Annotated in this window: 27 protein-coding genes and 2 other annotated features; of the genes, 4 read left to right on the forward strand and 23 right to left on the reverse strand. The window is 35.8% G+C overall.

Annotated features, from left to right (window positions below; genetic code table 11):
• Positions 1-2 precede the first annotated feature (2 nt).
• The 10 genes from pyrR to ACVRZD_RS06995 form a co-directional block, all read right to left on the reverse strand.
• Entirely contained in the window at positions 3-524 is a 522-nt protein-coding gene (gene pyrR / locus ACVRZD_RS06950) for a bifunctional pyr operon transcriptional regulator/uracil phosphoribosyltransferase PyrR (protein WP_037625857.1), read from the reverse strand.
• Positions 525-733: 209 nt separating this feature from the next.
• Complete coding sequence (locus ACVRZD_RS06955) at positions 734-1,627, reverse strand: RluA family pseudouridine synthase (protein WP_037625791.1); 894 nt, start codon at positions 1,625-1,627, stop codon at positions 734-736.
• Positions 1,618-2,073, reverse strand: a complete 456-nt coding sequence (gene lspA, locus ACVRZD_RS06960; RefSeq protein WP_037625793.1) for a signal peptidase II — start codon at positions 2,071-2,073, stop codon at positions 1,618-1,620. Before lspA ends, ACVRZD_RS06955 begins: the two co-directional genes overlap by 10 nt.
• A 4-nt stretch (positions 2,074-2,077) precedes the next feature.
• Positions 2,078-2,986 carry a LysR family transcriptional regulator gene (locus ACVRZD_RS06965; RefSeq protein ID WP_037625794.1) on the reverse strand — a complete coding sequence of 303 codons (909 nt, stop codon included), beginning with the start codon at positions 2,984-2,986 and terminating at the stop codon, positions 2,078-2,080.
• A 239-nt stretch (positions 2,987-3,225) separates the two neighbouring features.
• Positions 3,226-3,519 (reverse strand): 50S ribosomal protein L27, encoded by a 294-nt coding sequence (gene rpmA, locus ACVRZD_RS06970; RefSeq protein WP_003082817.1) that lies wholly within the window; start codon positions 3,517-3,519, stop codon positions 3,226-3,228.
• Between the two features lie 26 nt (positions 3,520-3,545).
• Positions 3,546-3,869, reverse strand: coding sequence for a ribosomal-processing cysteine protease Prp (locus tag ACVRZD_RS06975; RefSeq protein WP_037625797.1), 324 nt, complete (start codon positions 3,867-3,869; stop codon positions 3,546-3,548).
• A gap of 9 nt (positions 3,870-3,878) precedes the next feature.
• Positions 3,879-4,193 carry a 50S ribosomal protein L21 gene (gene rplU, locus ACVRZD_RS06980; RefSeq protein ID WP_037594814.1) on the reverse strand — a complete coding sequence of 105 codons (315 nt, stop codon included), beginning with the start codon at positions 4,191-4,193 and terminating at the stop codon, positions 3,879-3,881.
• Between the two features lie 32 nt (positions 4,194-4,225).
• Positions 4,226-4,301: a sequence feature (ribosomal protein L21 leader region), on the reverse strand.
• A 77-nt stretch (positions 4,302-4,378) separates the two neighbouring features.
• The gene (locus ACVRZD_RS06985; RefSeq protein WP_037625799.1) at positions 4,379-5,569 is read right to left on the reverse strand and encodes a CapA family protein; all 1,191 of its coding nucleotides are present in this window, start codon (positions 5,567-5,569) and stop codon (positions 4,379-4,381) included.
• 100 nt (positions 5,570-5,669) lie between these two features.
• Positions 5,670-6,884 (reverse strand): tRNA uracil 4-sulfurtransferase ThiI, encoded by a 1,215-nt coding sequence (gene thiI, locus ACVRZD_RS06990; RefSeq protein ID WP_037625859.1) that lies wholly within the window; start codon positions 6,882-6,884, stop codon positions 5,670-5,672.
• Between the two features lies 1 nt (position 6,885).
• Positions 6,886-8,028 carry a cysteine desulfurase family protein gene (locus tag ACVRZD_RS06995; RefSeq protein WP_447450382.1) on the reverse strand — a complete coding sequence of 381 codons (1,143 nt, stop codon included), beginning with the start codon at positions 8,026-8,028 and terminating at the stop codon, positions 6,886-6,888.
• Positions 8,029-8,251: 223 nt separating this feature from the next.
• On the opposite strand from ACVRZD_RS06995, the gene ACVRZD_RS07000 reads away from it, so the two are divergent.
• On the forward strand, positions 8,252-8,671 hold the full coding sequence (locus tag ACVRZD_RS07000) for a DUF6556 family protein (RefSeq protein WP_037625801.1): 420 nt from the start codon (positions 8,252-8,254) through the stop codon (positions 8,669-8,671).
• Between the two features lie 65 nt (positions 8,672-8,736).
• Complete coding sequence (locus ACVRZD_RS07005; RefSeq protein ID WP_037625803.1) at positions 8,737-10,002, forward strand: bifunctional folylpolyglutamate synthase/dihydrofolate synthase; 1,266 nt, start codon at positions 8,737-8,739, stop codon at positions 10,000-10,002.
• Between the two features lie 11 nt (positions 10,003-10,013).
• Here the strand turns inward: ACVRZD_RS07005 and gorA are convergent, their stop codons facing one another.
• From gorA to ACVRZD_RS07030, 5 genes are all read right to left on the reverse strand, one after another.
• Entirely contained in the window at positions 10,014-11,369 is a 1,356-nt protein-coding gene (gene gorA, locus ACVRZD_RS07010) for a glutathione-disulfide reductase (protein WP_198777472.1), read from the reverse strand.
• 118 nt (positions 11,370-11,487) lie between these two features.
• A complete protein-coding gene (locus tag ACVRZD_RS07015) occupies positions 11,488-11,826 on the reverse strand; it encodes a YlbF/YmcA family competence regulator (RefSeq protein ID WP_037625806.1) in 339 nt (112 codons plus the stop codon).
• Positions 11,827-11,886: 60 nt separating this feature from the next.
• Entirely contained in the window at positions 11,887-13,053 is a 1,167-nt protein-coding gene (gene aroC, locus ACVRZD_RS07020) for a chorismate synthase (RefSeq protein ID WP_447450383.1), read from the reverse strand.
• 64 nt (positions 13,054-13,117) lie between these two features.
• Positions 13,118-13,798, reverse strand: coding sequence for a type I 3-dehydroquinate dehydratase (gene aroD, locus ACVRZD_RS07025; protein ID WP_037625807.1), 681 nt, complete (start codon positions 13,796-13,798; stop codon positions 13,118-13,120).
• Entirely contained in the window at positions 13,795-14,958 is a 1,164-nt protein-coding gene (locus ACVRZD_RS07030) for a class I SAM-dependent rRNA methyltransferase (protein ID WP_037625808.1), read from the reverse strand. Before ACVRZD_RS07030 ends, aroD begins: the two co-directional genes overlap by 4 nt.
• Positions 14,959-15,241: 283 nt before the next feature.
• On the opposite strand from ACVRZD_RS07030, the gene ACVRZD_RS07035 reads away from it, so the two are divergent.
• A complete protein-coding gene (locus ACVRZD_RS07035) occupies positions 15,242-17,452 on the forward strand; it encodes an LTA synthase family protein (RefSeq protein ID WP_037625811.1) in 2,211 nt (736 codons plus the stop codon).
• 443 nt (positions 17,453-17,895) lie between these two features.
• On the opposite strand, the gene rplT is transcribed toward ACVRZD_RS07035, so the two are convergent.
• From rplT to ACVRZD_RS07060, 5 genes are all read right to left on the reverse strand, one after another.
• Positions 17,896-18,255, reverse strand: coding sequence for a 50S ribosomal protein L20 (gene rplT / locus ACVRZD_RS07040; RefSeq protein WP_037625813.1), 360 nt, complete (start codon positions 18,253-18,255; stop codon positions 17,896-17,898).
• Between the two features lie 51 nt (positions 18,256-18,306).
• Entirely contained in the window at positions 18,307-18,507 is a 201-nt protein-coding gene (gene rpmI, locus ACVRZD_RS07045) for a 50S ribosomal protein L35 (protein ID WP_003099936.1), read from the reverse strand.
• 40 nt (positions 18,508-18,547) lie between these two features.
• Positions 18,548-19,078: a translation initiation factor IF-3 gene (infC, locus tag ACVRZD_RS07050; protein WP_037625815.1), complete on the reverse strand. Its 531-nt coding sequence runs from the start codon at positions 19,076-19,078 to the stop codon at positions 18,548-18,550.
• Between the two features lie 14 nt (positions 19,079-19,092).
• Positions 19,093-19,214, reverse strand: a sequence feature (ribosomal protein L20 leader region).
• 26 nt (positions 19,215-19,240) lie between these two features.
• Positions 19,241-19,918 carry a (d)CMP kinase gene (gene cmk / locus ACVRZD_RS07055; protein ID WP_037625818.1) on the reverse strand — a complete coding sequence of 226 codons (678 nt, stop codon included), beginning with the start codon at positions 19,916-19,918 and terminating at the stop codon, positions 19,241-19,243.
• A 14-nt stretch (positions 19,919-19,932) separates the two neighbouring features.
• Positions 19,933-20,427, reverse strand: a complete 495-nt coding sequence (locus ACVRZD_RS07060; RefSeq protein ID WP_037625820.1) for an SAG1386/EF1546 family surface-associated protein — start codon at positions 20,425-20,427, stop codon at positions 19,933-19,935.
• A gap of 46 nt (positions 20,428-20,473) precedes the next feature.
• On the opposite strand from ACVRZD_RS07060, the gene ACVRZD_RS07065 reads away from it, so the two are divergent.
• Entirely contained in the window at positions 20,474-20,671 is a 198-nt protein-coding gene (locus ACVRZD_RS07065; protein WP_037625822.1) for a ferredoxin, read from the forward strand.
• On the opposite strand, the gene ACVRZD_RS07070 is transcribed toward ACVRZD_RS07065, so the two are convergent.
• The 3 genes from ACVRZD_RS07070 to ACVRZD_RS07080 all read right to left on the reverse strand — a co-directional run bounded on the left by ACVRZD_RS07070 (position 20,658) and on the right by ACVRZD_RS07080 (position 24,406).
• The gene (locus ACVRZD_RS07070; RefSeq protein WP_037625824.1) at positions 20,658-21,149 is read right to left on the reverse strand and encodes an EbsA family protein; all 492 of its coding nucleotides are present in this window, start codon (positions 21,147-21,149) and stop codon (positions 20,658-20,660) included. The genes ACVRZD_RS07065 and ACVRZD_RS07070 overlap by 14 nt on opposite strands.
• A 27-nt stretch (positions 21,150-21,176) precedes the next feature.
• Positions 21,177-22,400 (reverse strand): peptidase T, encoded by a 1,224-nt coding sequence (gene pepT, locus ACVRZD_RS07075; RefSeq protein WP_447450384.1) that lies wholly within the window; start codon positions 22,398-22,400, stop codon positions 21,177-21,179.
• An 86-nt stretch (positions 22,401-22,486) separates the two neighbouring features.
• Positions 22,487-24,406, reverse strand: a complete 1,920-nt coding sequence (locus ACVRZD_RS07080; protein WP_037625826.1) for an N-acetylmuramoyl-L-alanine amidase — start codon at positions 24,404-24,406, stop codon at positions 22,487-22,489.
• Between the last annotated feature and the right edge of the window lie 8 nt (positions 24,407-24,414).

A 24,414-nucleotide genomic window follows, 5' to 3' on the forward strand; every position in this document is an offset into this window, starting at 1 on the left:
TCTTATGAAGGATCTACAATGCTAACTCTGTCGTTACCATCTACTTCAACAACTTCTACAACAATATCCTCTACACTACTTGTTGGAATATTTTTTCCAACATAGTCAGCACGAATAGGCAATTCACGATGCCCTCTATCAACCAAGACAGCTAAACTTACTCTCCCTGGTCGACCAAGACTAACTAAATTATCAATAGCTGCACGTATTGTTCTTCCTGTATATAGAACATCATCAACTAAAATAATATCTTTTCCTGTGATGTCAACTGGCATTACTGTCGTATCTTCTTCTACCTTAATATCATCTCTGAATGGTTTAATATCAAGCTCTCCTAATGGAATTTCAAGCCCTTCTAATTGCTGGAGACGTTCTTGCATTCGTCTTGCTAAATAGACTCCTCTAGTTTTGATACCAACTAATACAATATTATCAAGGTTTTTATTGCGCTCGATTATTTCATAAGTTATCCGTGTGATGGCACGTTTCATCGTCACATCATCAACAATTTCTTTTTGCTTCATGTTAACCTCCAAAGTCATAAAAAAAGTCTCCTTGTATACAAGGAGACTTACAAAATTATGGCACACCCCAATACAGGCGTACACTTTTCTTGATCTTTTCTCCTTGCCAGCCTCACGGGACCGTTTTAAAGGATTATTAAATTTTTACTAGTATAGCAAATTCTCTCGTGAAAAACAATACTATTTTACAATTTTTTAAAATTGATAAACTAGTTCTGATTCCTCAGTTTTTCTATTGCAGTTTGAAATACTTTTGGAGGTTGAGCCGAAAATGTCATTACTTCACCTGTGCTAGGATGCGTTAACCCTAAAGTTTGAGCATGTAAAAATTGCCCATTTCCAGTTAACGTTTTTCGTGGCCCATATAAGGGATCTCCTGCAACAGGATGTCCGATATAAGCCATATGAACCCTAATTTGGTGTGTTCGACCAGTCTCCAAAGTCAATTCAACTAAGGTATAGTCACCAAATCGCTCAACAACTTGAAATCTGGTAACTGCCTCTTTCCCTTTAGCGATTACGGCTTGCTTTTTACGATCTTTTTCACTTCGACCAATTGGCGCTTCAATGACACCACGATCATTTGGTAAATTGCCGTGCACAATAGCCAAATATTTTCTGAGAGATTTTTTTGCTTTCAATTCATCAGCCAAAGCCTGATGCGCAGCATCATTTTTTGCTACCATCAATAAACCTGAAGTATCTTTGTCAATACGATGGACAATCCCTGGTCGGACAACGCCATTAATCCCCGATAAATCTTTGATTTGATACAACAAAGCATTAACCATTGTTCCAGAACTGTGACCAGCCGAAGGGTGGACGACCATTCCTTGTGGTTTATTAATTATTGCCAAATCTTCGTCTTCATATACGACTTCTAGAGGAATATCCTCGGCTTGGTAATCCAGAACCTCTTCTTCTGGAATCTCATAAGTAATGACGTCACCTATTTTGACAGCGTACTTAGCTTTAGCAGCTTGGCCATTAACTAAAATATTACCTTCTTTTATAGCTTCATTGGCCTGACCACGTGATAGTTCCGTTAAATCTGCAATTGCCTTATCTAGACGACTGCCTGCTTTTGATATTATTAATTCCATTTATCTTCCTTCCATAGAATGAGCATGAGTAGAACAACTCCTATTGAAAGATAGGAATCCGCAACATTAAAAATAGCAAAATTCATAAAGTCTGTATGAATCATATCAACAACATAACCAAGTCTTATTCGGTCAATAAAATTTCCAAGTGCGCCAGACAAAATTAAAACTAATGCTACTTGTTTTACTGCTATCATTTGGGACTGTTTATGGTAATAGAACAAAATACCTCCAACAACAAGGAGAGTCATAAGAATAAAAAACCAATGTTGCTCTTGAAGTATTGAAAAAGCTGCACCTCTATTTTGTAAATAGGTAAGACTAATCACTCCTGGAATTAGTGCCTTTATTTCTCCAAGAGGAATATGTTCGACAATCCACCACTTACTTAGTTGATCCAGTAGGATGAGGACTAGACTGCCTACAATTAATTTGAACCACTTCATTTCCTTAACTTTCTTTTTCTTGTTTAAAATAGTCTTGTAATAACCCAACAAAACGTAATGCTGTAGAAGAAAGATTCTTATCTTTGCGTTTGATATAAATCATTTCATTTTCAATATGATTAACCAAAGGAATGACCTTGATCCCATTCACACTACTTTGATCTAAAAATCCAGAACCAGTCGCAAATGCATCTGTGCGTTCTAAAATGCCATTTAATGTAGCTCTGTCTGTAACATTATAAATCAAATTTGTTTGATTAGCATTAACAAAATTCTCAGAATAGTACAAATAGTCATCTTTTTCTTGGGTAAATTTGACAACTGGAAAGCCATTTAAATCTTCTAACTTTAAATTAGCAAAGCCTGCCAAAGGATGGTCTTTTCTGATATAAATATGAGTTTGAAATGGAATGATATTGACGTATTCTAAGCTCAGCTTTTCCATTCGTTGAAATAGTCCCTTACGATTCTGAGCATTCAAATAAATAATTCCTATTTCACTATCCCCTTGAGCAACCTCATCTAGAATTTTAATTGTCGTTGTCTCGAAAATCCGTAATACTTTATGGTCTTTAGCTTCAGTTGCAAAAGTTGTCATTAATGGTGCTAGAAAATCATAATGCTGACTAGCTACAGAAAATTCATTTTGATCCAAATCAGACTGTGAAAATTGTTTTTCAAAGCTATCAAAAGATTTGACAACTTCTAACGCTTTTTCGTAAAACATCAATCCTTGACTTGTTAAAACCGTACCAGTACTCGTTCTTGTAAAGATTTGAAACCCCAGTTCTTCTTCTAGATCTCGAATAGAGACAGATAAACTGGGTTGACTAACATATAATTTATTAGCAGCTTCACGAAAAGTTCCGTTATTTGCTATAGCTACTACATAACGTAATTGTTGAATGTTCATTTATACTGTTCCTTTATCTAATTACCCTATTATATCAAAAAAAGGGTCATTAGTCTTACTAGCGTAAACATGATATTAGAGACTTTTTGTTTTGACTAAATAACTAACGCTTTAGTAGATGATATCATTATTAACGTTAGCAATCTCTTTATTAGTCACCATTTTCACTATCACAGACACATTAGATTACTAAAGAAAAAAGCCTCTGTTAGACAGAAGACTTTTCTATTTAGTATGCATTATTTAGCAACTGGGTATACAGATACTTGACGTTTGTCACGACCTTTACGTTCAAAACGTACAACACCTTCAACTTTTGCAAAAAGTGTATCGTCTCCACCACGACCAACGTTCACACCTGGGTAGATATGAGTTCCGCGTTGACGGAAAAGAATTGATCCACCTGATACAGTTTGACCATCAGCAGCTTTAGCTCCAAGACGTTTTGCTTGTGAGTCACGACCATTTGATGTAGAACCTCCACCTTTTTTGTGGGCGAAAAGTTGCAAGTTAGCAAGATTCATTTTTAACATAATGTTGTTTCCTCTCTTATATAAATTTAGATGACTTTTGTCTTCACAAACTCAGAAGAGTCTTCAGACAAGGTAGTCATTCCCAGAAGAAAAGATTCAAATAACAGTTGAACTTTCTCCTGATTGTCATGTGGAATAGAAATTTTCATATATCCACCTTCAACGTTATTCATTTTTATATCTGCTTGAATATCAGCAAGAACCTCCAGCGAATTAATAAAGTTAATTGCAAGTGTACTAACCGAAGCGCAAACGATATCAAAGCCAAATTCACCACTGCCAGCGTGGCCTGTCAGTGTTGCACTGCTCAATGAACCATCCTTTTGACGAGTAAAAATTGCTTTTATCATGACATAAAATTAAGCGTTGATTGCGTTGATGACAACTTTAGTGTAAGGTTGACGATGACCTTGTTTACGGTGGCTACCTTTTTTAGGTTTATACTTGAAAGTTACAACTTTCTTTTGTTTTCCTTGTTTTTCAACAGTTCCAACTACAGTAGCTCCTTCAACAACTGGAGTACCAACTACAGTTTTGTCACCACCGACAAGAACAACTTCGTTAAATGTTACTTCTGCTCCAGCTTCAGCGTTGATTTTCTCAACATAGATAGCTTGACCTACTTCAACTTTAACTTGTTTTCCACCAGTTTTGATGATTGCGTATGTGCTCATGATGCACCTCCTATAAATTTGTTGTGAGGTTTCCCTCTGTGAAGACTCGCCAGTTATCGTGAGATAGTTATCTACTTATATACGATTTTCGTGCGGTTGCACAGGATGTGCACTTAGTCAACATTACTATTATAGCAATACCATTATTATTTAGCAAGTATTTTGAGATTTTTTTATTAAATAATTTACCATTTCAAATTAACATGATCAACCATTTCTTTATAAGCAACGTCTACTTTTTCTTGTGTCACCTTATCAATTTTTTTCCGATATTTTCCTCCCTTAATAAAATCCTCTAAAACTAAGGTTCGATAATTATATAACTCATATCCGTCTTTACCAACAACACCTCGTTCTTTTGCAATTACCATTGTCGGATGAGCTTTAACGGTTTTTATTGTTGTTTTCTTTCCAGTTTTACTAATTGTAACATCCATTAAAAGACCACGTTCAGTCCATATGTCATCTACAGTTTCTAAACGCTGATTGGATATAAAATTACCCATAGAATATATAATAAACTTTTTATCTTTACCTTTTTTGATAACTTGAGCAGGTTCTACGACATGTGGGTGTCCTCCAAAAATAATATCCGCCCCCCATGTCACCATATTTTGATACAGTTCTTTTTGTTTATCGGTTGGCTGTAATGCATATTCAACACCATCTTGTGGCATGACTATTGTAATATCTGCTATCTTTTCAGCCTTTTGAATGTCAGCTTTTATTTTCTTTTCATCAAAATCAGACATATGTTTGTCATACTCTGTTTTTGTTAAGTTGGCTTCCATCCCATTATAACCGTACGAATAACCTAAAATAGCTATTTTGATGCCATTCACATTTTTGATCAGAAAATTTTCCTTTGATCGGTCCTTGCTGTATATCCCGATACTATCAATGCCAAGTTTTTTAAATGTGTTTTTTGTATTAATTGCACCGGCTAAGCCAGAGTCTAAAATATGGTTATGTGCTAAATCAACAACGTCATAGCCAGTTTCCTTTATTGCACTAGCGATTTCTCTTGGCGCATTAAATAAAGGATAGCCGGCAAGTGGATAGTCCGGACTAATTGTTCCTTCGTAATCACCGATAGCTAAATCTGCACGGCTAATACGCTCTTTGACAAATTCAAAATAAGGATTGAAATCATAATGACCAGCTTGTGTTTCAGCACTCATATATAAGCCATCGTGGATAAGGATATCTCCATTTGCAACAATTTGGGCTGTTTTTGTCTTAGATTCTTTAGTTGAGGACTGTGTATCATGTTTCCTAAAACTCAAAAAATCGTAAATTAAACCAAAAATTAATATCGACACAATTACTACTAAAACATAATAAATAAGTTTACGTATCAGCTTGTTTTGATCCATTACATCACCACCTCTTTACCCCAATAGTATATCATATTCGAAATCCCTTTCATAGATAGAAGAAAAGCAATCCTTTCGTAAAAAAGATTACTTTTTCATGTTATAAAAGAACATCAATCAAATCAGACATTTCATCACTTGTTTGCTCTGGTCCAATTTCAGTAACTCTAATGCCGGCTACTGCACGCGCAACTAATCCTTCAATATCAAAACGTTCTTCATACTTTTCAACATTTTTTAACTTAGGGTTAGTTTTAGGACGATCTGGCGCAAAAATTGTACAACAATCTTCAAATGGTTGAATTGAAATATCAAAGGTATCAATGGCTTGTGCAATATCAATAATTTCTAATTTATCCATTGTAACAACTGGTCTAATGACTGGAGTTGATGTTACAGCATTAATGGCTTGCATGCTTTCCAAGGTCTGACTTGCAACTTGTCCAAGGCTTTCACCATTAATAATAACTAAGCCACTACGACTGGCACGGATGGCATCTGTAATCCGCATCATAAAACGACGCGTTAAGGTCATCAGGTAAGCTTCTGGAGCTTTATCTTTAATTTCCTCTTGGATTTCTGTGAACGGCACTTCAATAAATTGAATATTGCCACCAAATCTCACTAGGCGACGTGTTAACTCTTGTGCTTTTTTCAAAGCACCAGGACTTGTATAAGGCGGACTAGCAAAGTGAACTGCCTCAATTTCGACACCACGTTTCAATGCTAAGTAGCCAGCAACTGGGGAATCAATACCTCCAGAAAGCATCAGCATCCCTTTTCCTGATGTACCTACTGGAAGGCCACCAGCACCTTTAATGTCTTCATATGAAATATAAGCTGCTTCATCACGAATCTCAACTTTCAAATTAACATCTGGTTTTTTCATTTGCGCTTGAATATTTGGTAAAACCTCAAAAACAGCACCACCTAAAGTTCGATTTAATTCAGTACTGTCTAATTCAAAATTGTGATCGCTGCGCTTACCAGAAATTTTGAAGGTCATGCCCTCAAAATAAAGACCTGTCATAATTTGCTGAACGGATTCAATGAGTACTGGCACACTCTTTTCCACTTTGTAGACAGGAGAAAGTGCTTGAATTCCAAAAACATGCTTTAATGCTTCAATTACCGGCTCATATGCTGTTCCATTTAAAAAGACGTGTGTTCTATCTCTATCAGAATGAACCTTAATTTCTGGATAGATGGAAAGAACATCCTGAATATTACGCTTTAATTTGTTAATAAAGCGCATGCGATTTTTTCCTTTGGTTGACAATTCGCCATGTCTAACCATAATTTCTGAGTATTGCATATTATCTAACTTTCTGTGTTTTATCATAAATCTGTTTAAAGATAGTTAAAAATTGTTCAACCTGCCCCATATCATTATCATCATCTAAACTGATGCGAACTGCAGTCTGAGCAGACTGTAACGGAACTCCCATAGCAATTAAAGTCCCCGCTGGTTTTCCAGCCTTTGAAGAGCAGGCACTAGTTGTCGAAATGTAAATATCATGATTCTCAAATGCATGGACTAAAACTTCTCCACGGACACCTTTTATTCCAAAAGTAAGAATATTTGGTACGAATTCATCAATACCTGAAAACATAGTAACATCTTCATAGTCCGAAATAGCCTCAAATAAGACCTTTTTCATGACTGAAATTTTCTTAATAGTCACTTCTTCATGCTCTTTTACAAGACGGAGCGCCTTGGCCATACTGGCAATCGCAGGAAGATTTTCAGTTGTTGACCGTAGCCCTTTTTCCTGACCGCCACCATTTAATAATGGACTAAGTCTTTTTCCAGATTTGATATAAAGAAACCCTACACCACGAACTGCATGAAACTTATGCCCAGAAAAAGAGGCAAAATCGACACGGTCAGTCAGGAACTCTTGGGTTGGTAGCTTACCAATTGCCTGAACAGCATCGACGTGAAAGGCAATGCCTGGCTTATCAGCTAATAGTTCTGAAATAGCTTTGATAGGTTGAATAGAACCAATTTCATTATTCACAGCCATAATGGATACTAAAATGGTATCTTTGCGAATTAAAGATGCTAACTGATTGACGTCAACAATCCCCTCTTTAGTTACAGGTACACGTGAAATAGAGAAGCCTTGTTCTTCTAGCCATTTTGCACTTTCACTAACAGCGGGATGCTCAATAGCTGAAATAATAATGTGCTTGCCAAAGTTAGCTTTTTCAAAAGCCAAGCCTTTTAATGCCCAATTATCACTCTCCGTTCCGCCCGAGGTAAATACAATCTCTTGTTCACTACAAGCTAATAAATCCGCAATTTGTTTACGCGAGGCTTGTAAAATACGACTAGCATTTGTACCAAGCTGGTGTAGACTAGAGGGATTACCATAAATTTTACTTGCAACTTCCTGATAAGTTCTTAGAGCTTGAGGATCAGGCATTGTCGTTGCAGCATTATCAAAATATATCATGCGTCACTTCCTAAAATAATCAATGTCTCTATTTTAACACAAAATACGCTAAATAACAGAACCAGCCAATTAAAGAAAAATTTACTCCATATTTTAAGTGACTCACATCACTGTAAATGGTTGACGTAGTATTTTTTGAAGCTTATACTATTAAGTGAACTTTTTAATTTTAAAGTTACTTGACTTGTTAGAAACTAAAATTTATTAAATATAAGGAGTTATGATGTCATCAAATTATTCTCGCAAAAATAAAAATCCCAATAAAAAATCTGTCCCTACCAAACATATCGCTACTGGTTTGTCTGCTCTTCAAAAAACGATTGCACTAGTTGGGGGGATTTTATCAATAATTGTTGCTACTATTACGATTACAAGAACCTTACATCCTCAAGATGCCAACTCAAAAGATAAAAATTCACAAGATTCTAGCTCAACAATTGTTAAAATAATTGAGAAAGAAACCAGTAAACAATCTAGTACTACTGAACAACCTAATAATCCAAGTCCAACTCTCCCAAGTAGTTCAATTGAAACAAACCAATCTAATACTACAACAACTGGTAATTCTGACAATCACCAATCCTCTCCGTCTAGTCAAGCAACGGTTCCAAGTGAAACTAATACAAGTACCAGCTCACAATAATCACCAAGTCTGAGTAGCTGCTCAGACTTGACTTTTGTCAATTTTGTAATAAAAGGAGGCTGCTGATGACCATTCAAGAAGCAATCAATTGGATTCATAGTTTTAAAGCCAATGGTCGCAAGGTTGACTTAGACTTAATGCATTGGCTCTTGCAAGAGCTAGGTAACCCGCAAACAAAATTTCCTGCTATCCATGTTGTTGGAACTAATGGAAAAGGCTCCGTTACTGCTTATCTGAGAAGTCTCTTTTCTCAAGCCGGCTATAAAACAGGAAGTTTCACCTCACCCTTTATTACGCGATTCAACGAACGCATCGCCATTGACAGTCATGACATTCCTGATAAAGCTTTAATTCAAGCTGTTCAACTCTTAAAACCTCTCATTCAAGAACTCCCTCTAAAGACACAGTGGAACCGCCCGACAGAATTTGAAGTTGTTACGCTTTTGATGTTCATTTATTTTGCTAATATAGCCCCTGTTGATCTTGCCATCATTGAAGCAGGAATTGGGGGAAAAAGTGATGCCACTAATGTCTTTCAAGCCCTAGCTGTTGTGTGTCCCTCAATAAGTCTTGACCACCAAGAAAAACTTGGTCAGACAATAAAAAGTATCGCACAGCATAAGGCTGGTGTGATAAAAGGTCATGAGTATGTGATTTTGGGCAGATTGGATGCTAGCGCAAGCCAAATTTTTGAACAAGAAGTCACTAATCACCGAAGTAAACTTTATGCCTTAGGCAAAGCCTTCTCCATTGATTCTTACAACAATCACTTTGATTTTCACTGGCATAATCAATCTATAAAGGGCCTTTCTCTTCAACTGCTTGGTCAGCACCAACAGGACAATGCAAGTTTAGCAATCATGACAGCTCTGCTATTACAAAAAGAATTCCCTAAGATACAGTCTGACATGATTCCTCAAACCTTAGCTCAGGTAAAATGGCCAGGGCGAACAGAATTTTTGACGGACAATCTCATTTTAGATGGAGCGCATAATCAAGACTCTATCTTAAAATTAAAAGAATTACTTGTAACTAATTTTAGTCACCGAAAAATTCATATTCTTTTTGCTGGTCTGCATCGCAAACCGTTAGTTGAATTACTCGATATCTTGGCTGATTTTGAGATTTCTGTTACCCATTTTGATTTTCCTGAAGCTGAGCAATTAGAAAGCTATCCTGAAAAATACTTACGGGTGGCTGATTTTAGAACTTGGTTGACTGCTAGTCAATCCACTAGCGATCTCTACGTCGTTACAGGCTCACTCTATTTTATTTCTCAAGTCCGCAACTATTGGTTACAAACAAACACCTTAAAAGCCGATCAATCTTGACCGGCTTTTTTCTATCTCATCGTGACAAATTCTTCTGAACCTGTTGGATGAATGGCTACTGTATTGTCAAAGTCAGCTTTGGTCGCGCCCATTTTGATAGCAACAGCAAACCCTTGAATCATTTCATCAACGCCGTAACCTATACCATGAAGTCCAACTATTTTTTCATCTTCCCCTTGGGTCACTAATTTCATCTTGCAAATTTGACGATGGTCAGTGACAGCTGTATACATAGAAGTAAAACTAGACTGATAAACCTTAATGTTTTCTTGTCCAAAGGTATCTTTAGCTTCATCTTCTGTCAAACCAACTGAGCCCATTGCAGGGTGGCTGAAAATAACTGTTGGAACCGTCGAATAATCTAATTTTTCGTCAGCCTTACCATTAAAGAGTCTTTCTGATAAGCGTCGTCCAGCGGCAACTGCAACTGGCGTTAAGGCTAATTTACCATTGATATCCCCTACAGCATAAACACCGTCAACTGAAGTGTTTTCATAGGCATCCGTTTTGATAAAGCCTTTATCATTTAATGCTACGCCCGTATTTTCTAAACCAAATCCACTTGTATTAGGTTTGCGACCAATTGCCCAGATAACTTGATCAACGACTAATTGACTACCATCTTTCTTCGTCAATAAAATCGACTTGTCATCGTTTTTATATAAGCTTGCTACCTCTGTTTCCCGATGAAGTTCTATACCAGACTCTGCCATTTCTTCCACCAAACTAGAAACAATATCTTTATCAAAGGTCCTTAGTGGACGATCATGACGAACAAGTAAGTGTGTTTCAGAACCAAGTGCATTCAGAACGCCAGCAATTTCCACAGCAATATAGCCAGCACCAATAATGGCAGTTCGTTTAGGAATCCTATCTAAGGCAAAGAAGCCATCAGAAGTTATCCCTAATTCAGCTCCTGGAATATCTTTAGGAATAATTGGATGACCACCCGTCGCAATCAGAATGTGAGGTGCTGTATAGGTTTCCCCACCTGCTTGAATGGTATGGGCATCAATGAAGTTTGCGTAAGCATAGATTTGTTCAACACCTGTTGCTTTAAAACCTCTTTGATAAGATTGATGTATACGCTCAATATAGGCTTGCCTATTAGCTTTTAAAGTTGCAAAATCAAAGTCAATAGATGATAATGTGAACCCATAATCAAGGGCATAGGTTTGAATGGTATCTGCGACTTGTGCGCCATACCACATCACTTTTTTAGGAACACAGCCAAGATTAACACAAGTACCACCAATCTCTGAAGCCTCAATCAATAACACTTTAGTACCGTGACTGGCCGCTCTATTTGCTGACGCAATTCCAGCACTGCCACCACCAATAACAATATAATCATATGTTTTCATAATACATACCTAATTACTTTCTGATAATAATGTAACATATTTCAAAATTCGCCTCAACAAATAAAATTGCAGAAAAAAACTTAGAATCATTAGAGATTCTAAGTTTTTTGAGCAGATTAGCTTAAAGTAAATCTTTAAGTGGTGTGAAAATAATACGTTCTAAATCAGTCACATAAACAGACAATGCTTGTTGGGCATCAAAATAAGCTTTTAATAAGTTATTTGCTTCTATTTTTTGGCTTAATTCTTGAATAGCAGTCTGTTCTTCAGGACTCGGCATTTGACCTGATTGCATCATTGATTGAATTTTTTCTTGCATTTGAATAAAGTCATCAAAAAGGCTATTCGCATCGCTGTCTCCTTTGATAGCATCTTTTGCTGATTCTACTTTTTTATACTCAGGAAGTGCTCTTAAAGCTCTTTCAATTTTATTAGCATAGTCATATATTTCTTGTGACATTCGTATTCTCCTTTTAGTTATATTGTCTTAATCATATCATATCTATGATACCTTTGTCTTTTAATAACTGTCAACATAATCTTTATAGTCATTGAAAGCTACTTTCAATTGGTCCATGGTATCAGAAGTAAAGTGTTCTAATATTTCAGTGGCTAAGACCGTGGCAACAACATGTTCCATTACAACACCTGCAGCTGGTAATGCTGTCGGATCAGATCGTTCTACAGTTGCTTTATATGGCTCATGGCTATCAATATCTACAGACATTAAGGGCTTGTATAAAGTCGGTATAGGCTTCATAACACCCTTTATGATGAGGTCTTCTCCATTTGTTATCCCTCCTTCAAAACCGCCTAAATGATTTGACTGACGACGATAGCCTGTTTCTTTAGACCATTGAATTGGGTCCATAACCTCAGAACCTTTTAGATTAGCCATATCGAACCCCAGACCAAATTCCACCCCTTTAAAGGCGTTAATTGATAAAACAGCCTGAGCTAATTTCCCATCTAACTTTTTATCCCATTGGACATATGATCCTAATCCTGCAGGAATCCCCGTAACAATCGTCTCAACAACACCACCAATTGTATTGCCCTCTTTCTTGACCTGATCAATATAGACTCTAATCTCATCTTCTTGTTCTTTATTGACAATAGACAAGTCAGATTCTCTAGCAGCCTGTTGCAAATCACAAAAAGTAAGTGATGAGGGAATATCAATCTTTTTACCTCCAAAAACAAGAATGTGATTCATAAGAGCAATATCTAACTCTGTTAGAATTTGTTTTGCGATAGCTCCCACTGCAACTCGCATCGTCGTTTCACGAGCTGATGACCTCTCCAATGCATCCCTTAAATCTGCAAAGCCATATTTAATCCCACCTACTAGGTCAGCATGTCCTGGTCTTGGATGCTTGACTCGGCGTTTCAACTTGATCTTGTCATCAACCTCAGTTATTGCCATGATATCAAGCCACTTTTGATGGTCTTTATTCTGAACCGTTAAGGTTATAGGAGCACCTGTAGTCCGTCCATGCCTAACACCTGAAGATATAATGACGTGATCATTTTCAATAGACATTCTTGCGCCACGTCCATAACCACCTTGTCTTCTTTTTAACTCCTGATTAATCATCCCTTCACTGAGTGTTAAACCTGAGGGCACCCCCTCAAGTATTGCAGTTAATTGGCTGCCATGAGATTCTCCTGCTGTTAAGTATCGCATACTCCTCCTTTCACTAAAAAAGCATTATTTTAGTTTAATAACTAGAATAACGCTCTTGATTCACTTAATTATCGGCTTCTAAAATACTTCTTACTTTTTTCATATCTGATAAAGAAACCTGACCTGGTGCACTTAGCTGATCCATTGAAACAAATGTCCAAGATGATCCAATAACATCACCAGCCAAACGAGAAAGTCTTCCTAATTTCCCCATAGACATTGTTGCAAAAGTTTGCTCAGGATTTAATGCTTTAAATCCTCTAGTATAGTTCATTAAGTCCAGAACATCTTGTTCACTTTTGGGCATAACAGCAATCTTCACAACACGTGGTGCTAATTTTGTCATTTCTGAAAAAGATTCCATTAAATTTTCTGGTGTTTCCTCAAAATTATGATAGGATAATACCAAATTTGGGAAATCAAGTAATTGGTTAAAAACTTCCTTATGTGAAAAATACTCAAAATCAATAAAATCTGGATTATAGATCGCATTAATTTCTTTAATTAAATCAATGTAATCTTGATTTTCAAGATCAATCTTGCCGCCTTCACGACTCGTCCGTAAAGTAAAAATAATTTCTCGACCAGAAAATTTTTCAAAAATAGCAGGCGCGACGGTCATAATTTCCTCTTTAGGAAGAAAATCTGCGCGCCATTCAATTAAATCTGCACCATCAAACTTAGAGACATCTATTTCACGCGCCTCTTCAAAACTACTTGGCATTATTGGAGCTACTATTTTCATTCTCGTACCTTTATTGTAAATACCTTTAAATAATTACTTCTTTCATCTGATTGATTAACTGTAAAATCTTTAGGAAGTTGTTGTAAGCTCATTGTTAATGGCTTTCTATTTCCAAATCCTTTAAGTATCTGTTTTTTGAATTGCTCTACACTCAGATTAGATGCATTTGTCGATGCAATAATCTGACCCTTAGGATTTAATACTTCTAAAGCTCCTGCAATTAACTTATGATAATCTTTTGCAACTGAAAAAGTCTGTTTCTTATTTCTAGCAAAACTTGGTGGGTCAATCACTATTATATCAAAATTTAAGCCTTTTCGCTTAGCATATCTAAAATAATCAAAAACATCCATCACAAGAAAATGATGGTTTTCAGTGCTAATAGCATTCGCATTAAAGTGAGCTAATGACAATTCTCTAGAGCGTTTAGCCAAATCAACGGAAGTTGTTTCTTTAGCTCCACCAACTGCTGCTGCTACAGAAAAGGCAGCAGTATAAGAAAACAAATTTAAGACAGACTTGCCAGTTGCTTGTCCTGTTGCTAAACCTAATCTAACAGCATGCTGATCTAGAAAAATACCAGTCATTAATCCATCATTAAGAAAAATCTCGTAATTAATAGAGTTCTCCTTAATGATAAAAGTATCTGGAGCTAACTCACCATATAAATGATTCGATTCATAATCCAATCCTTTAAAACGAATTTTTTCATAGGTACCACGAATTTCAGGAAAAATTTTCTGAAAAGCTGTTATTATCAAATCCTTATGCTGATAAACAAATAAATTATACCAAGAAAAAAGAGCATAGTCAGCATAAATATCGATAGTTAGACCACCAAATTGATCTCCTTCTTGATTAAAAACACGATAGGCTGTCGTTTCATCTGTTTTGTAATAGTTTGATCTTTTTTCTTTGGCATTTTTTAGCAGTTGTTCAAAATAAGTCGAACTTAACTGATCTAGACCCTTACCTAAAAACCATCCAATACCTTTATTTTGCTTGGATAGGTAGGCAATACCAATTTTACGATTCGACTTACTATATAAAGTTACCAATTGATCCCGTCCATTTATAGATGAAAAATCTTTTTCATCTAGCAATTGCACTCCTGTTGCTAACTTCTTTTCAACAAAAGAATTAATATAGAGTTTATTCATAATCTATATTATAACAAATTATCACTAAAATTCATACTAAATTTGAACTTAGGATGAGCATAAGACTCTATTTTTTGTTATAATTTAATTTGAGATTTCATGCTTAGTAAAAAATGACTATTTAAATTTTTAAGTTAAGCATATCTTAAGCCTACTAGTGTACTATATTGTTTGGTACGTAAACCATAAGGTTTAAGAAAAATTTTAGCTAGCATAGCTATGCTTTATTACATTATTCTACTGAAAATTTAAATCGTGGAAAATAAACGAGGAAGTTCTTACTGTGAATAAATTTAAAACACTTTTATCAAATTTTATAAGCACGCGACTGGGATTCATTATTATCCTTGTTTTCATTTATTGGCTCAAAACACTTTGGGCCTACAATACCGACTTTAGTTTAGATCTTGGTAATTTTTACCAGGTTCTCCTAACGATAATAAATCCAATTCCCTTAGCTTTATTATTAATTGGATGCTCTCTTTATATAAAAAATACAAAAGCCTTTTATAGTGTTTCTTGGATAATTTATATCGCATTGAATTTGCTTCTCATAGCTAATGCTATTTATTACCGAGAATTTTCCGACTTCATCACTGTAAGTGCTATGTTAGCCTCCAGTAAAGTTTCTGCTGGACTAGGAGATTCTGCCTTAAACTTACTTCGTATTTGGGATATTGTCTTCATTATTGATTTCATAATGTTAGGTTATCTCTTTTCAAGAAAAAAAATACGCCTTGATAATCGTCCTTTTAACAAAAGAGCATCTTTTGCTATTTCAGCTTTATCATTACTCTTTGCCTCTATTAATTTATTCATGGCTGAAATTGATAGGCCTGAACTATTAACACGTGGTTTTTCTAACACATATGTCGTTAGAGCATTAGGACTACCTGCGTTTACCATCTACAGTGGTAATCAAACTTATCAGGCTCAAAAAGAGCGAAATGGTGCTACTGCTAAAGAATTGGTTAATGTCAAAAAATATGTTGGTGAGCACTATGCCGCTCCAGATTCAAAATATTTTGGAATTGCTAAAGGTAAGAATGTTATCGTTATTCACCTTGAAAGTTTCCAACAATTTGTCATTGACTATAAATTAAAATCAGAAAATAAAGAATACGAAGTCACACCTTTTTTAAATTCACTTTACCACTCCAATTCAACACTTTCCTTCTCCAATTTTTTCCACCAAGTAAAAGCAGGTAAAACATCTGATGCAGAAACAATGATGGAAAATTCCCTCTTTGGACTAAATAGTGGCTCATTTATGGTTAACTATGGTGGGGACAATACTCAATTTGCCGCACCAAATATTTTAGCCCAAAACGGTGGCTATTCAAGTGCTGTTTTTCATGGTAATGTAGGTACTTTCTGGAATAGAAACAATGCTTACAAACAATGGGGTTACAATTATTTCTTTGATTCTAATTACTTCCAAAAGCAAAACAAAAGCAATTCTTTCCAATACGGTCTTAATGATAAATACATGTTCAAAGACTCTATTCCTTACTTGGAAAGAATGCAACAGCCCTTCTATACTAAATTTATTACAGTAAGTAATCATTACCCATACACCAGCTTAAAAGGGGAAAAAAAGGAAGAAGGTTTCCCATTAGCTAAGACTGACGACGAAACAATCAATGGTTATTTTGCAACCGCAAACTATTTGGATGCTTCCGTTAAATCCTTCTTTGATTACTTAAAAGCTTCTGGTCTTTACGATAATTCTATCATTGTATTATATGGAGATCATTATGGTATTTCAAACTCTCGTAACACCAGCTTAGCCAAATTACTTGGTAAAAATCCTGAAACTTGGTCAGAGTATGATAATGCTATGTTACAGCGTGTTCCTTATATGATTCATATTCCTGGTTTTAAAGATGGTGGGGTTAAACAAACCTTTGGTGGGGAAATTGATGCTCTACCTACTTTATTGCATGTTTTAGGAATTGATACGAAAAAATATGTCCAATTAGGTCAAGACTTACTATCACCTCAAAATAAACAAATTGTTGCCCAAAGAACTAGCGGAACATACATGACACCTGATTTTACAAATTATAGTGGCCGTTTATATAACACTAAAACAGGTGAGGAAATCACTAATCCAGATGAAGTAACTCTTGAAAAGACTAAACAGATACGCGAAGCCATTACCAAACAATTATCTGTCAGTGATGCTGTACAAACAGGTGATTTATTACGTTTTGACAAGAAAAATGGCTTAAAAACAGTTGATATTTCTAAATTTGTTTATACAAAACAATTAAAGCAAATGAAAGCAATTGAGAAAAAACTCGGTAATAAATCAACAAGTCTCTATGATAAACGAGATGGGAAATCAAGTCTAGACTTATTTAAAGCTCCTTCTTACTTAGATTTATATCCTGATGGTGCAGTAGGTACTGACATCCCAACACCAACTTCTTCATCTAGTAACGAGAATGCAACCTCAGAAAAAGACAATACTAAACTAAAAACAGAATGATTAGCATCATTCTGTTTTTAGTTTAGAGCAATGACAAAATCAATTGCCTTAAGCCTAATTAATCATGTTCTGGAGAGCAAATAGGCTGTTTCAAGTTACCTACCTTTCATTTCTTATTCTTTATATAACTTTCTTATCTATTATAAATAATAAAGATACCCTAAGTTTTTTGATAAAATACCATTAATTGTCTTCCGGTTAAATTAGCTGATAAATCTTTAGGCCCTGATTCTTCATAAATTTCTTTATTTGTGAAACGATTTACGGTGTTAACCTCTGAGGCTGAAACCTTCCTTTCACGAACAGTCGATAGTAAAAACAAATTGGATACAAGTCCAATTTTAATTAAGAATTGAACGATTGATTTTGTCTCTTATTCAATTATTCATTCTATAGAAAGAAATACAAAAAAACTGATAGCACGCTATCAGTTTTAAAGTGTTTTATTTACCAAGTTTGTTTTTTGCTGCATCAGCAAGAGCTGTAAATCCAGCAGCATCATTAACTGCTAAATCAGCAAGCATTTTACGGTTAACTTCAATTTCAGCAAGTTTTAAACCATGCATTAATTGTGAGTAAGACAAACCATTCATACGAGCAGCTGCGTTGATACGTGTAATCCATAATTTACGGAAGTCACGTTTCTTTTGACGACGGTCACGGTATGCATAGTAATAAGAATTCATTACTTGTTCTTTTGCAGTACGGAACAAGATATGTTTTGCTCCATAGTAACCTTTTGCTAATTTTAATACACGTTTACGACGTTTACGTGCAACAACTCCACCTTTAACACGAGCCATTTATATTTCCTCCAAATAATTCTAATAAATCTAGTAAATGCTACGGGTATCTTATTTAAGACCAGTAAGCATTGCTTTAATACGTTTGAAATCTCCTGAACTTACCATTGTAGCTTTACGAAGATGACGACGTTGTTTTTTAGTTTTTCCGTGGAAACGGTGTGATGTGAAGGCGCGGAAGCGTTTCAAACCACCAGAACCTGTACGTTTAAAACGTTTAGCTGATGCGCGGTGAGTTTTTTGTTTTGGCATTTTAGTATTCTCCTCTTAACTTAGTATATAACAATGACAATTATTTCTTGTCGGTAATCGGTGCAAGTTGCATAAACATTTGGCGACCATCCATTTTTGCTCTTTGCTCAATTATAGAAATATCTTGAGTTGCTTCAGCAAATTCAGCTAGAACCTTTGCACCAATCTCTTTATGAGTAATCATACGCCCTTTGAAGCGGATAGAAACTTTAACCTTGTTTCCTTTTTCAAGGAACTTACGGCCGTTACGAAGTTTTGTTTCAAAGTCACCTTTATCAATAACAGGACTAAGACGTACTTCTTTAACGGTAACAACGCTTTGTTTTTTGCGTTGTTCTTTCTGTTTCTTTTGATACTCAAATTTGAACTTTCCATAGTCCATAATCTTGGCAACCGGAGGAACAGCTTGTGGCTGGATTAAAACCAAATCAACATTTGAAGAATCAGCAAGTGCTTGAGCTTCAGACAATGGTTTAATACCTAATTGTTCACCTTCTAGACCAACTAGACGAACTTCACGAACGCGAATCTCGTCATTAATGAATAGATCTTTTTTAGCTATGATCTTCACCTCTTTATTTTTTTAGAGAAAAACGAAAGCGAGCCTGATAAATCAGGCCCGCACACATTATATCCAAAAGGATTTGACATGTAGGGCCAGACAACCTAAGTCGCAAGGCGAGAAGCTCTCACTTCTGCTTTTCTCATTGTTACTATGATATCATAGTAGTTATTACATGTCAATTACTTTTTTAGCTTTTTCTTGAATAAATTCAACAACCCCCGCTATACCGATTCCAGTTGTATCAAAAACAATAGCATCCTGTGCTGCTTTCAGTGGTGAAACTTTGCGATGACTATCTTTATAATCTCTTGCTTCAATCTCTTCTTTCAATAAAACGAGATCCGTTTCAATACCTTTTTCAATGTTTTCTTTATAACGTCTCTGAGCACGCTCATCAACAGATGCAATTAAAAATATCTTCAACTCCGCATCAGGGAGAACAACTGTTCCAATATCACGTCCATCCATAATAATGGCTCCAGCTTCTGCGATTCGTCTTTGTTGCTTTACTAATTCTTCACGAATTTCAGAAATAGCAGAGACCCAAGATACATTGTTTGTCACATCATTTTGTCTGATATCTAACGTCACATCTTGGTTCCCAAGAAATACTTTTTGACTACCATCTTCGGCTTTCTTAAATGAAATTGGTGTTATGGCAAGCTTATCTAGGATGAGATTGACATTTTTTTCAGTGTAGTTATTTTTTAATGCGATATAAGTCGCACATCGATACATAGCACCAGTATCCAAATAAGTATAGCCAAGATTTTTTGCAATAATCTTGGCTACAGTACTTTTTCCACTTGAAGCTGGGCCATCAATTGCAATTCTAATGGCTTTCATAATTTCCTCTTTGACTACTTAATAATAACGGCATCACCGGGATTAGCATACCAGTATCCCTGTGTCATATGATCAGGATTTAAGGCCTGAAGCTCTGCGATACTTATACCAGCTCTAGCAGCAATTGATGCGGCTCCTTCTCCTGGTTGTACAACAATTGTTTGACCTGCTGCGCTTGAGCTCGAACTAGAACTCGAAGAACTAGCACCTGTACTAGTTGATGATGTTGATTCTTTCGTAGTTTTACTGTTATTTTCTTTGTTAGTACTTGTTGTATTTTTACTAGATTTTGCTGTTGATGCCCCATAAAAACCAACAGTATCATTTTGTTTATTTCCACCACTATTTGATGTATAGAAAAAAACAAATAGAATAGCAACAATAATAACGAAGAAAACACTCAAAAGAGCAGTTAACCAAGGTGTGCTAAGTAATGCATTTCTTGCATGCCGCGTTCTTGACTCTCTCGAATCTTTTACTATTTTTTCATCCCATGGTTCTTTAGCCATGTTTATCCCCCTTGTTAAATTAACAAATTCATATTAAAATAATACTATGAAAGTATCTATTATTCCCGAAAAATGCATTGCCTGTGGGCTTTGCCAAACCTACTCACCTATCTTTGACTACCATGATGATGGTATCGTCAAAATTTCAAGCTCTGATAGCCATCAGCTTGAAATTGATTCTCAAGATAAGGACACCATTTTAGCTGTAAAATCATGTCCAACCAAAGCCCTTACAATCCAGTAAGAGGCTTTTTGTCATCCTTATAAAATTCGAAGTAATCCAAGTTGATAAAGTTATCTACTAAAATGACTTCACCTTTAAAATTAGGGTTAACAACTAAATCATCCAAGAAATATTTTTTTGGCCATTTACGCATATAAAATAAGTGTTGTTTCCCACGCGCAAAAATAGTAATTGTTGATTTAGTCACTTCTATTTTTTTTATATCTACGATGTGAATTCGATGGGGACCCATTAGTTTTAAAGATACAATCCTTAGCACTCCCCCTTTATCATCTATGATAAAGTATCGATGTAATCCAATTCCAACTAAGATAATAAATATAGCAAACAGGACAAAAACTTGACTAGGAATATTTGTCTGCTCATACAAGAGTGACAGACCAATAAATATTGGTACAAAAGCTATGGACCAATAAATAATAGAAAAGGATAACTCTGGCTGCCAATGATATCTAATCTTTCCAAAAATTTTTATCATTATCTACCTCCATTTTATGTATGGCAACTATGCCTCTTGCACAATCCCAATAATCACATCTACCGCTTGTTCCATGGTTTGGAGACTGACAAACTCAAAACGACCATGCATATTTTCACCACCTGCAAAAAGGTTTGGCGTCGGAATTCCCATAAAGGAAATTTTCGAGCCATCTGTTCCACCACGAATTGGTTCAATAATAGGTGTAATTGATAATTTTTCCATTACTGTTTGAGCCAAAGTAATTGGTGTCATGTCCTTTTCAATGACTTTTTTCATATTATAGTATTGATCAGTCAAGGTAAGAATTACTCGCTCTGCTCCAAGCTCTTGGTTCATTCTATCAGCAATTGCTTGTACTTCAGCTTTTCTTGCTTCAAAAGCAGCGTCTTCAAAATCTCTAATGATATACGAACTTTCAGCTTCTTCAACACTTCCAGACATCCCATGTAAGTGATAAAAGCCTTGGTAACCATCTGTTTTTTCAGGTCTATCTGCCTCTGGCAATTGATTATGAAAATCAATGGCCAATTGCAAAGCATTAACCATTTGTCCTTTGGCTGTACCAGGATGGACGTTACGACCCATAAATTTGAGATCTAAGGCTGCCGCGCTGAAGGTTTCATATTGCAATTCACCAAGCGGGCCACCATCTACGGTGTAGGCAAAATCAACATCAAAGTCTTCGACATCAAATTTATCTGCACCAACACCAATTTCTTCATCTGGCCCAAAGGCTACACGAATTTCACAATGTTCAATAGTTGGATGAGCAACTAAATACTCAACAGCTGTCATGATTTCAGCAATGCCAGACTTATCATCTGAACCAAGTAAAGTAGTCCCGTCTGTAGTTATCAATGTTTGGCCAATATAATTCGTTAAATTTGGAAATTCATCTGGAACCAGTGCATAACCTGATTGACCAAGTTTAATCTCTCCACCTTGATAATCTTTAATAATTTGCGGGTTAACATTTTCAGCATTAAAATCTGCTGTATCCATGTGAGCAATAAAGCCAATTTTACGTGTTAATTTGTCACTAGTTGCTGGTAATGTCCCTACAAGATAGCCATTTTCTTTGATGTAATGAACATCACTTAAGCCGATTGCTTCCATTTCAGGTTTAAGAACATTTAAAGCAAAAGCAACTTGAGTTTCTGTACTTGGTGTGGTGGTAGAATCAGGATTACTCCGTGTATTTACTTTGACATATTTTATAAATCTGTCTAACAATGTTTGATATTGCATATTTCACCTCATAACTTTTTCCATTCTATTATATCAAAAAAAGCTTAAAATAGCTTTACCTAATTAAGCTTTTTAAAACCTTAATCCTAGACAGAGTAAGTTTTATAATAAGATAGAATTCCTGATACGACACCTTGTGCTAACTTCTCTTGGTAGGCACTTGCGTTAATTCTTTGGAACTCAGTTTGGTTTGACATATACCCTAATTCAAGAAGCACGGCTGGTGCTGTTGTTTCCCTAAGGACAGCAAACGTATTTCTAAGAACCCCATTATTTTTTGCGCCAGTTTTTAAGACAGTAGCAATCTGAATAGCATTTGCTAAATCTGAACTCCGTGATAAGCACTCTGGATCATTATGATAACTATCATTAATCCGAGATGGATAATCCTCATAATACTCATAATAATAAGTTTCAATTCCATTTGCAGCACTTGATGGCGAGGCATTGAAGTGAATGCTTACAAATATATCTGCTAATGATTGATTTGCTTTTTCTGATCTTGGCAGTAAATCAACAAACGTATCCTCGGTTCTTGTTGTCACAACCTTGTAACCTGCAGCCTCTAATTTTGACTTAACTAAAGATTGCATCTGAAGATTTAAGGTTTTTTCATTTTGATTGAAGTAGCTTGCGCCTGGATCATAGCCACCATGTCCAGCATCCAAATAAATAACTTTATTAATAACTGAATAGTTACCCTGTGAAGCGGAAAGACCTACTGGTTTTGTAACTCTATCCACAAGGTAAACTTCAATTGCTTCAATTTGCTTTGATAGCCCTACTGTTCCAGCTACATTATCATCATAAACCCAAGTTTGCCAACCAATATCTTGAACGTGAACACGGTATTTAACGCTATACCTGTCAGCTAAAGAACCCGTCAATTTAATTTGAATAGCTTCAATTTGTTCTGCTTTGCCAGTCGTACCACTTAGAGAGCCACTAGAAACATAATTTTGCCAACCCTCATTTTGAACATGCGCCCTATACAAAATATCTCCGTATTCAGTTGTGTCTAAAAAGAATTTGATAGCTTCAACTTGTTTGGCCTGACCAGTTGTTCCAGCTAACTGCCCTTCTGAGACTGGTGTTTGCCAACCAATTGTCTCTACGTGAGTTTGATAAGACAAGATTGGTTTACTATTCGAAATAAAATAGTTTTTTGATGGTAGAATGACAGCTGTGGTCTTCTCTAAAATCTTCACTTCATAAGCTTCAAGATTAGCAGAGAGTCCTTCACTTCCAGCCTTTTGTCCATTCTTCGCCCAATCAAGCCAACCGTAATCGGAAATATGTGCTCTATAATAAATATCATAATAGGATGCCAATTCACCAGTTAAATTAAGTTGAATAGCTTGAATAGCTCTTGCCTGACCAGTCGTCCCATTAATTTGACCAGCAGTTGAAGGCACTTGCCAACCTTTACCTGTTACAAATGTCGAGTAAGATATATTTCCATAAGTCAGTTGATCTAGCGAAATATTAATTGCCTCTACTTGAAGTGCTTTGCCAGTGGTGCCACTAGTCATACTATCTGTAACTGGTGCTTGCCAACCAATATTTTTAACATGTGACGAATAATTAACAACAGGTTTTGTCATAACAACTGGGGAAGTTGAGGATAGAGCTAATGTATTGTATTGACTAGTTGCTATGCTAACTTGATTGGCTTGCCCCAAAGTTGTTGAGCCTACGGAAGATTTCTCTTGCGGTGTTGATGAATCTGTTACAAGTGTCGCTTCATTTACAGTGCTAGATGGACTTTGAGTATGCCCACTAGTTGCTTCACTTTGTAGCGAGCTAACCCCAGTAGTAGTTGAAGTTATATTACTACTTCCATTATTTGCTAATTGTACTTGTGACGTTGAATTAGACGCGACTAATGGCTGAGTTGTACTATATGAAGTATCAGCACTCACTGAAGTTGTATGTGCAACTATAAAACTTGTCAAAATTGCTCCAGCAAAGAGAAAATACGGCTTAGATTGGGATGATTTTTTCATGATGATAA

The organism is Streptococcus hongkongensis, assembly GCF_053206145.1.

Excerpts from the sequence above, each read along its gene's own strand:
- pyrR (WP_037625857.1), bottom strand. The coding sequence starts at position 524 with ATGAAGCAAAAAGAAATTGTTGATGATGTGACGATGAAACGTGCCATC.
- ACVRZD_RS06955 (WP_037625791.1), bottom strand. The coding sequence starts at position 1,627 with ATGGAATTAATAATATCAAAAGCAGGCAGTCGTCTAGATAAGGCAATT.
- lspA (WP_037625793.1), bottom strand. The coding sequence starts at position 2,073 with ATGAAGTGGTTCAAATTAATTGTAGGCAGTCTAGTCCTCATCCTACTG.
- ACVRZD_RS06965 (WP_037625794.1), bottom strand. The coding sequence starts at position 2,986 with ATGAACATTCAACAATTACGTTATGTAGTAGCTATAGCAAATAACGGA.
- rpmA (WP_003082817.1), bottom strand. The coding sequence starts at position 3,519 with ATGTTAAAAATGAATCTTGCTAACTTGCAACTTTTCGCCCACAAAAAA.
- ACVRZD_RS06975 (WP_037625797.1), bottom strand. The coding sequence starts at position 3,869 with ATGATAAAAGCAATTTTTACTCGTCAAAAGGATGGTTCATTGAGCAGT.
- rplU (WP_037594814.1), bottom strand. The coding sequence starts at position 4,193 with ATGAGCACATACGCAATCATCAAAACTGGTGGAAAACAAGTTAAAGTT.
- ACVRZD_RS06985 (WP_037625799.1), bottom strand. The coding sequence starts at position 5,569 with ATGGATCAAAACAAGCTGATACGTAAACTTATTTATTATGTTTTAGTA.
- thiI (WP_037625859.1), bottom strand. The coding sequence starts at position 6,884 with ATGCAATACTCAGAAATTATGGTTAGACATGGCGAATTGTCAACCAAA.
- ACVRZD_RS06995 (WP_447450382.1), bottom strand. The coding sequence starts at position 8,028 with ATGATATATTTTGATAATGCTGCAACGACAATGCCTGATCCTCAAGCT.
- ACVRZD_RS07000 (WP_037625801.1), top strand. The coding sequence starts at position 8,252 with ATGTCATCAAATTATTCTCGCAAAAATAAAAATCCCAATAAAAAATCT.
- ACVRZD_RS07005 (WP_037625803.1), top strand. The coding sequence starts at position 8,737 with ATGACCATTCAAGAAGCAATCAATTGGATTCATAGTTTTAAAGCCAAT.
- ACVRZD_RS07015 (WP_037625806.1), bottom strand. The coding sequence starts at position 11,826 with ATGTCACAAGAAATATATGACTATGCTAATAAAATTGAAAGAGCTTTA.
- aroC (WP_447450383.1), bottom strand. The coding sequence starts at position 13,053 with ATGCGATACTTAACAGCAGGAGAATCTCATGGCAGCCAATTAACTGCA.
- aroD (WP_037625807.1), bottom strand. The coding sequence starts at position 13,798 with ATGAAAATAGTAGCTCCAATAATGCCAAGTAGTTTTGAAGAGGCGCGT.
- ACVRZD_RS07030 (WP_037625808.1), bottom strand. The coding sequence starts at position 14,958 with ATGAATAAACTCTATATTAATTCTTTTGTTGAAAAGAAGTTAGCAACA.
- rplT (WP_037625813.1), bottom strand. The coding sequence starts at position 18,255 with ATGGCTCGTGTTAAAGGTGGAGTTGTTGCACGTAAACGTCGTAAACGT.
- rpmI (WP_003099936.1), bottom strand. The coding sequence starts at position 18,507 with ATGCCAAAACAAAAAACTCACCGCGCATCAGCTAAACGTTTTAAACGT.
- cmk (WP_037625818.1), bottom strand. The coding sequence starts at position 19,918 with ATGAAAGCCATTAGAATTGCAATTGATGGCCCAGCTTCAAGTGGAAAA.
- ACVRZD_RS07060 (WP_037625820.1), bottom strand. The coding sequence starts at position 20,427 with ATGGCTAAAGAACCATGGGATGAAAAAATAGTAAAAGATTCGAGAGAG.
- ACVRZD_RS07065 (WP_037625822.1), top strand. The coding sequence starts at position 20,474 with ATGAAAGTATCTATTATTCCCGAAAAATGCATTGCCTGTGGGCTTTGC.
- ACVRZD_RS07070 (WP_037625824.1), bottom strand. The coding sequence starts at position 21,149 with ATGATAAAAATTTTTGGAAAGATTAGATATCATTGGCAGCCAGAGTTA.
- pepT (WP_447450384.1), bottom strand. The coding sequence starts at position 22,400 with ATGCAATATCAAACATTGTTAGACAGATTTATAAAATATGTCAAAGTA.
- ACVRZD_RS07080 (WP_037625826.1), bottom strand. The coding sequence starts at position 24,406 with ATGAAAAAATCATCCCAATCTAAGCCGTATTTTCTCTTTGCTGGAGCA.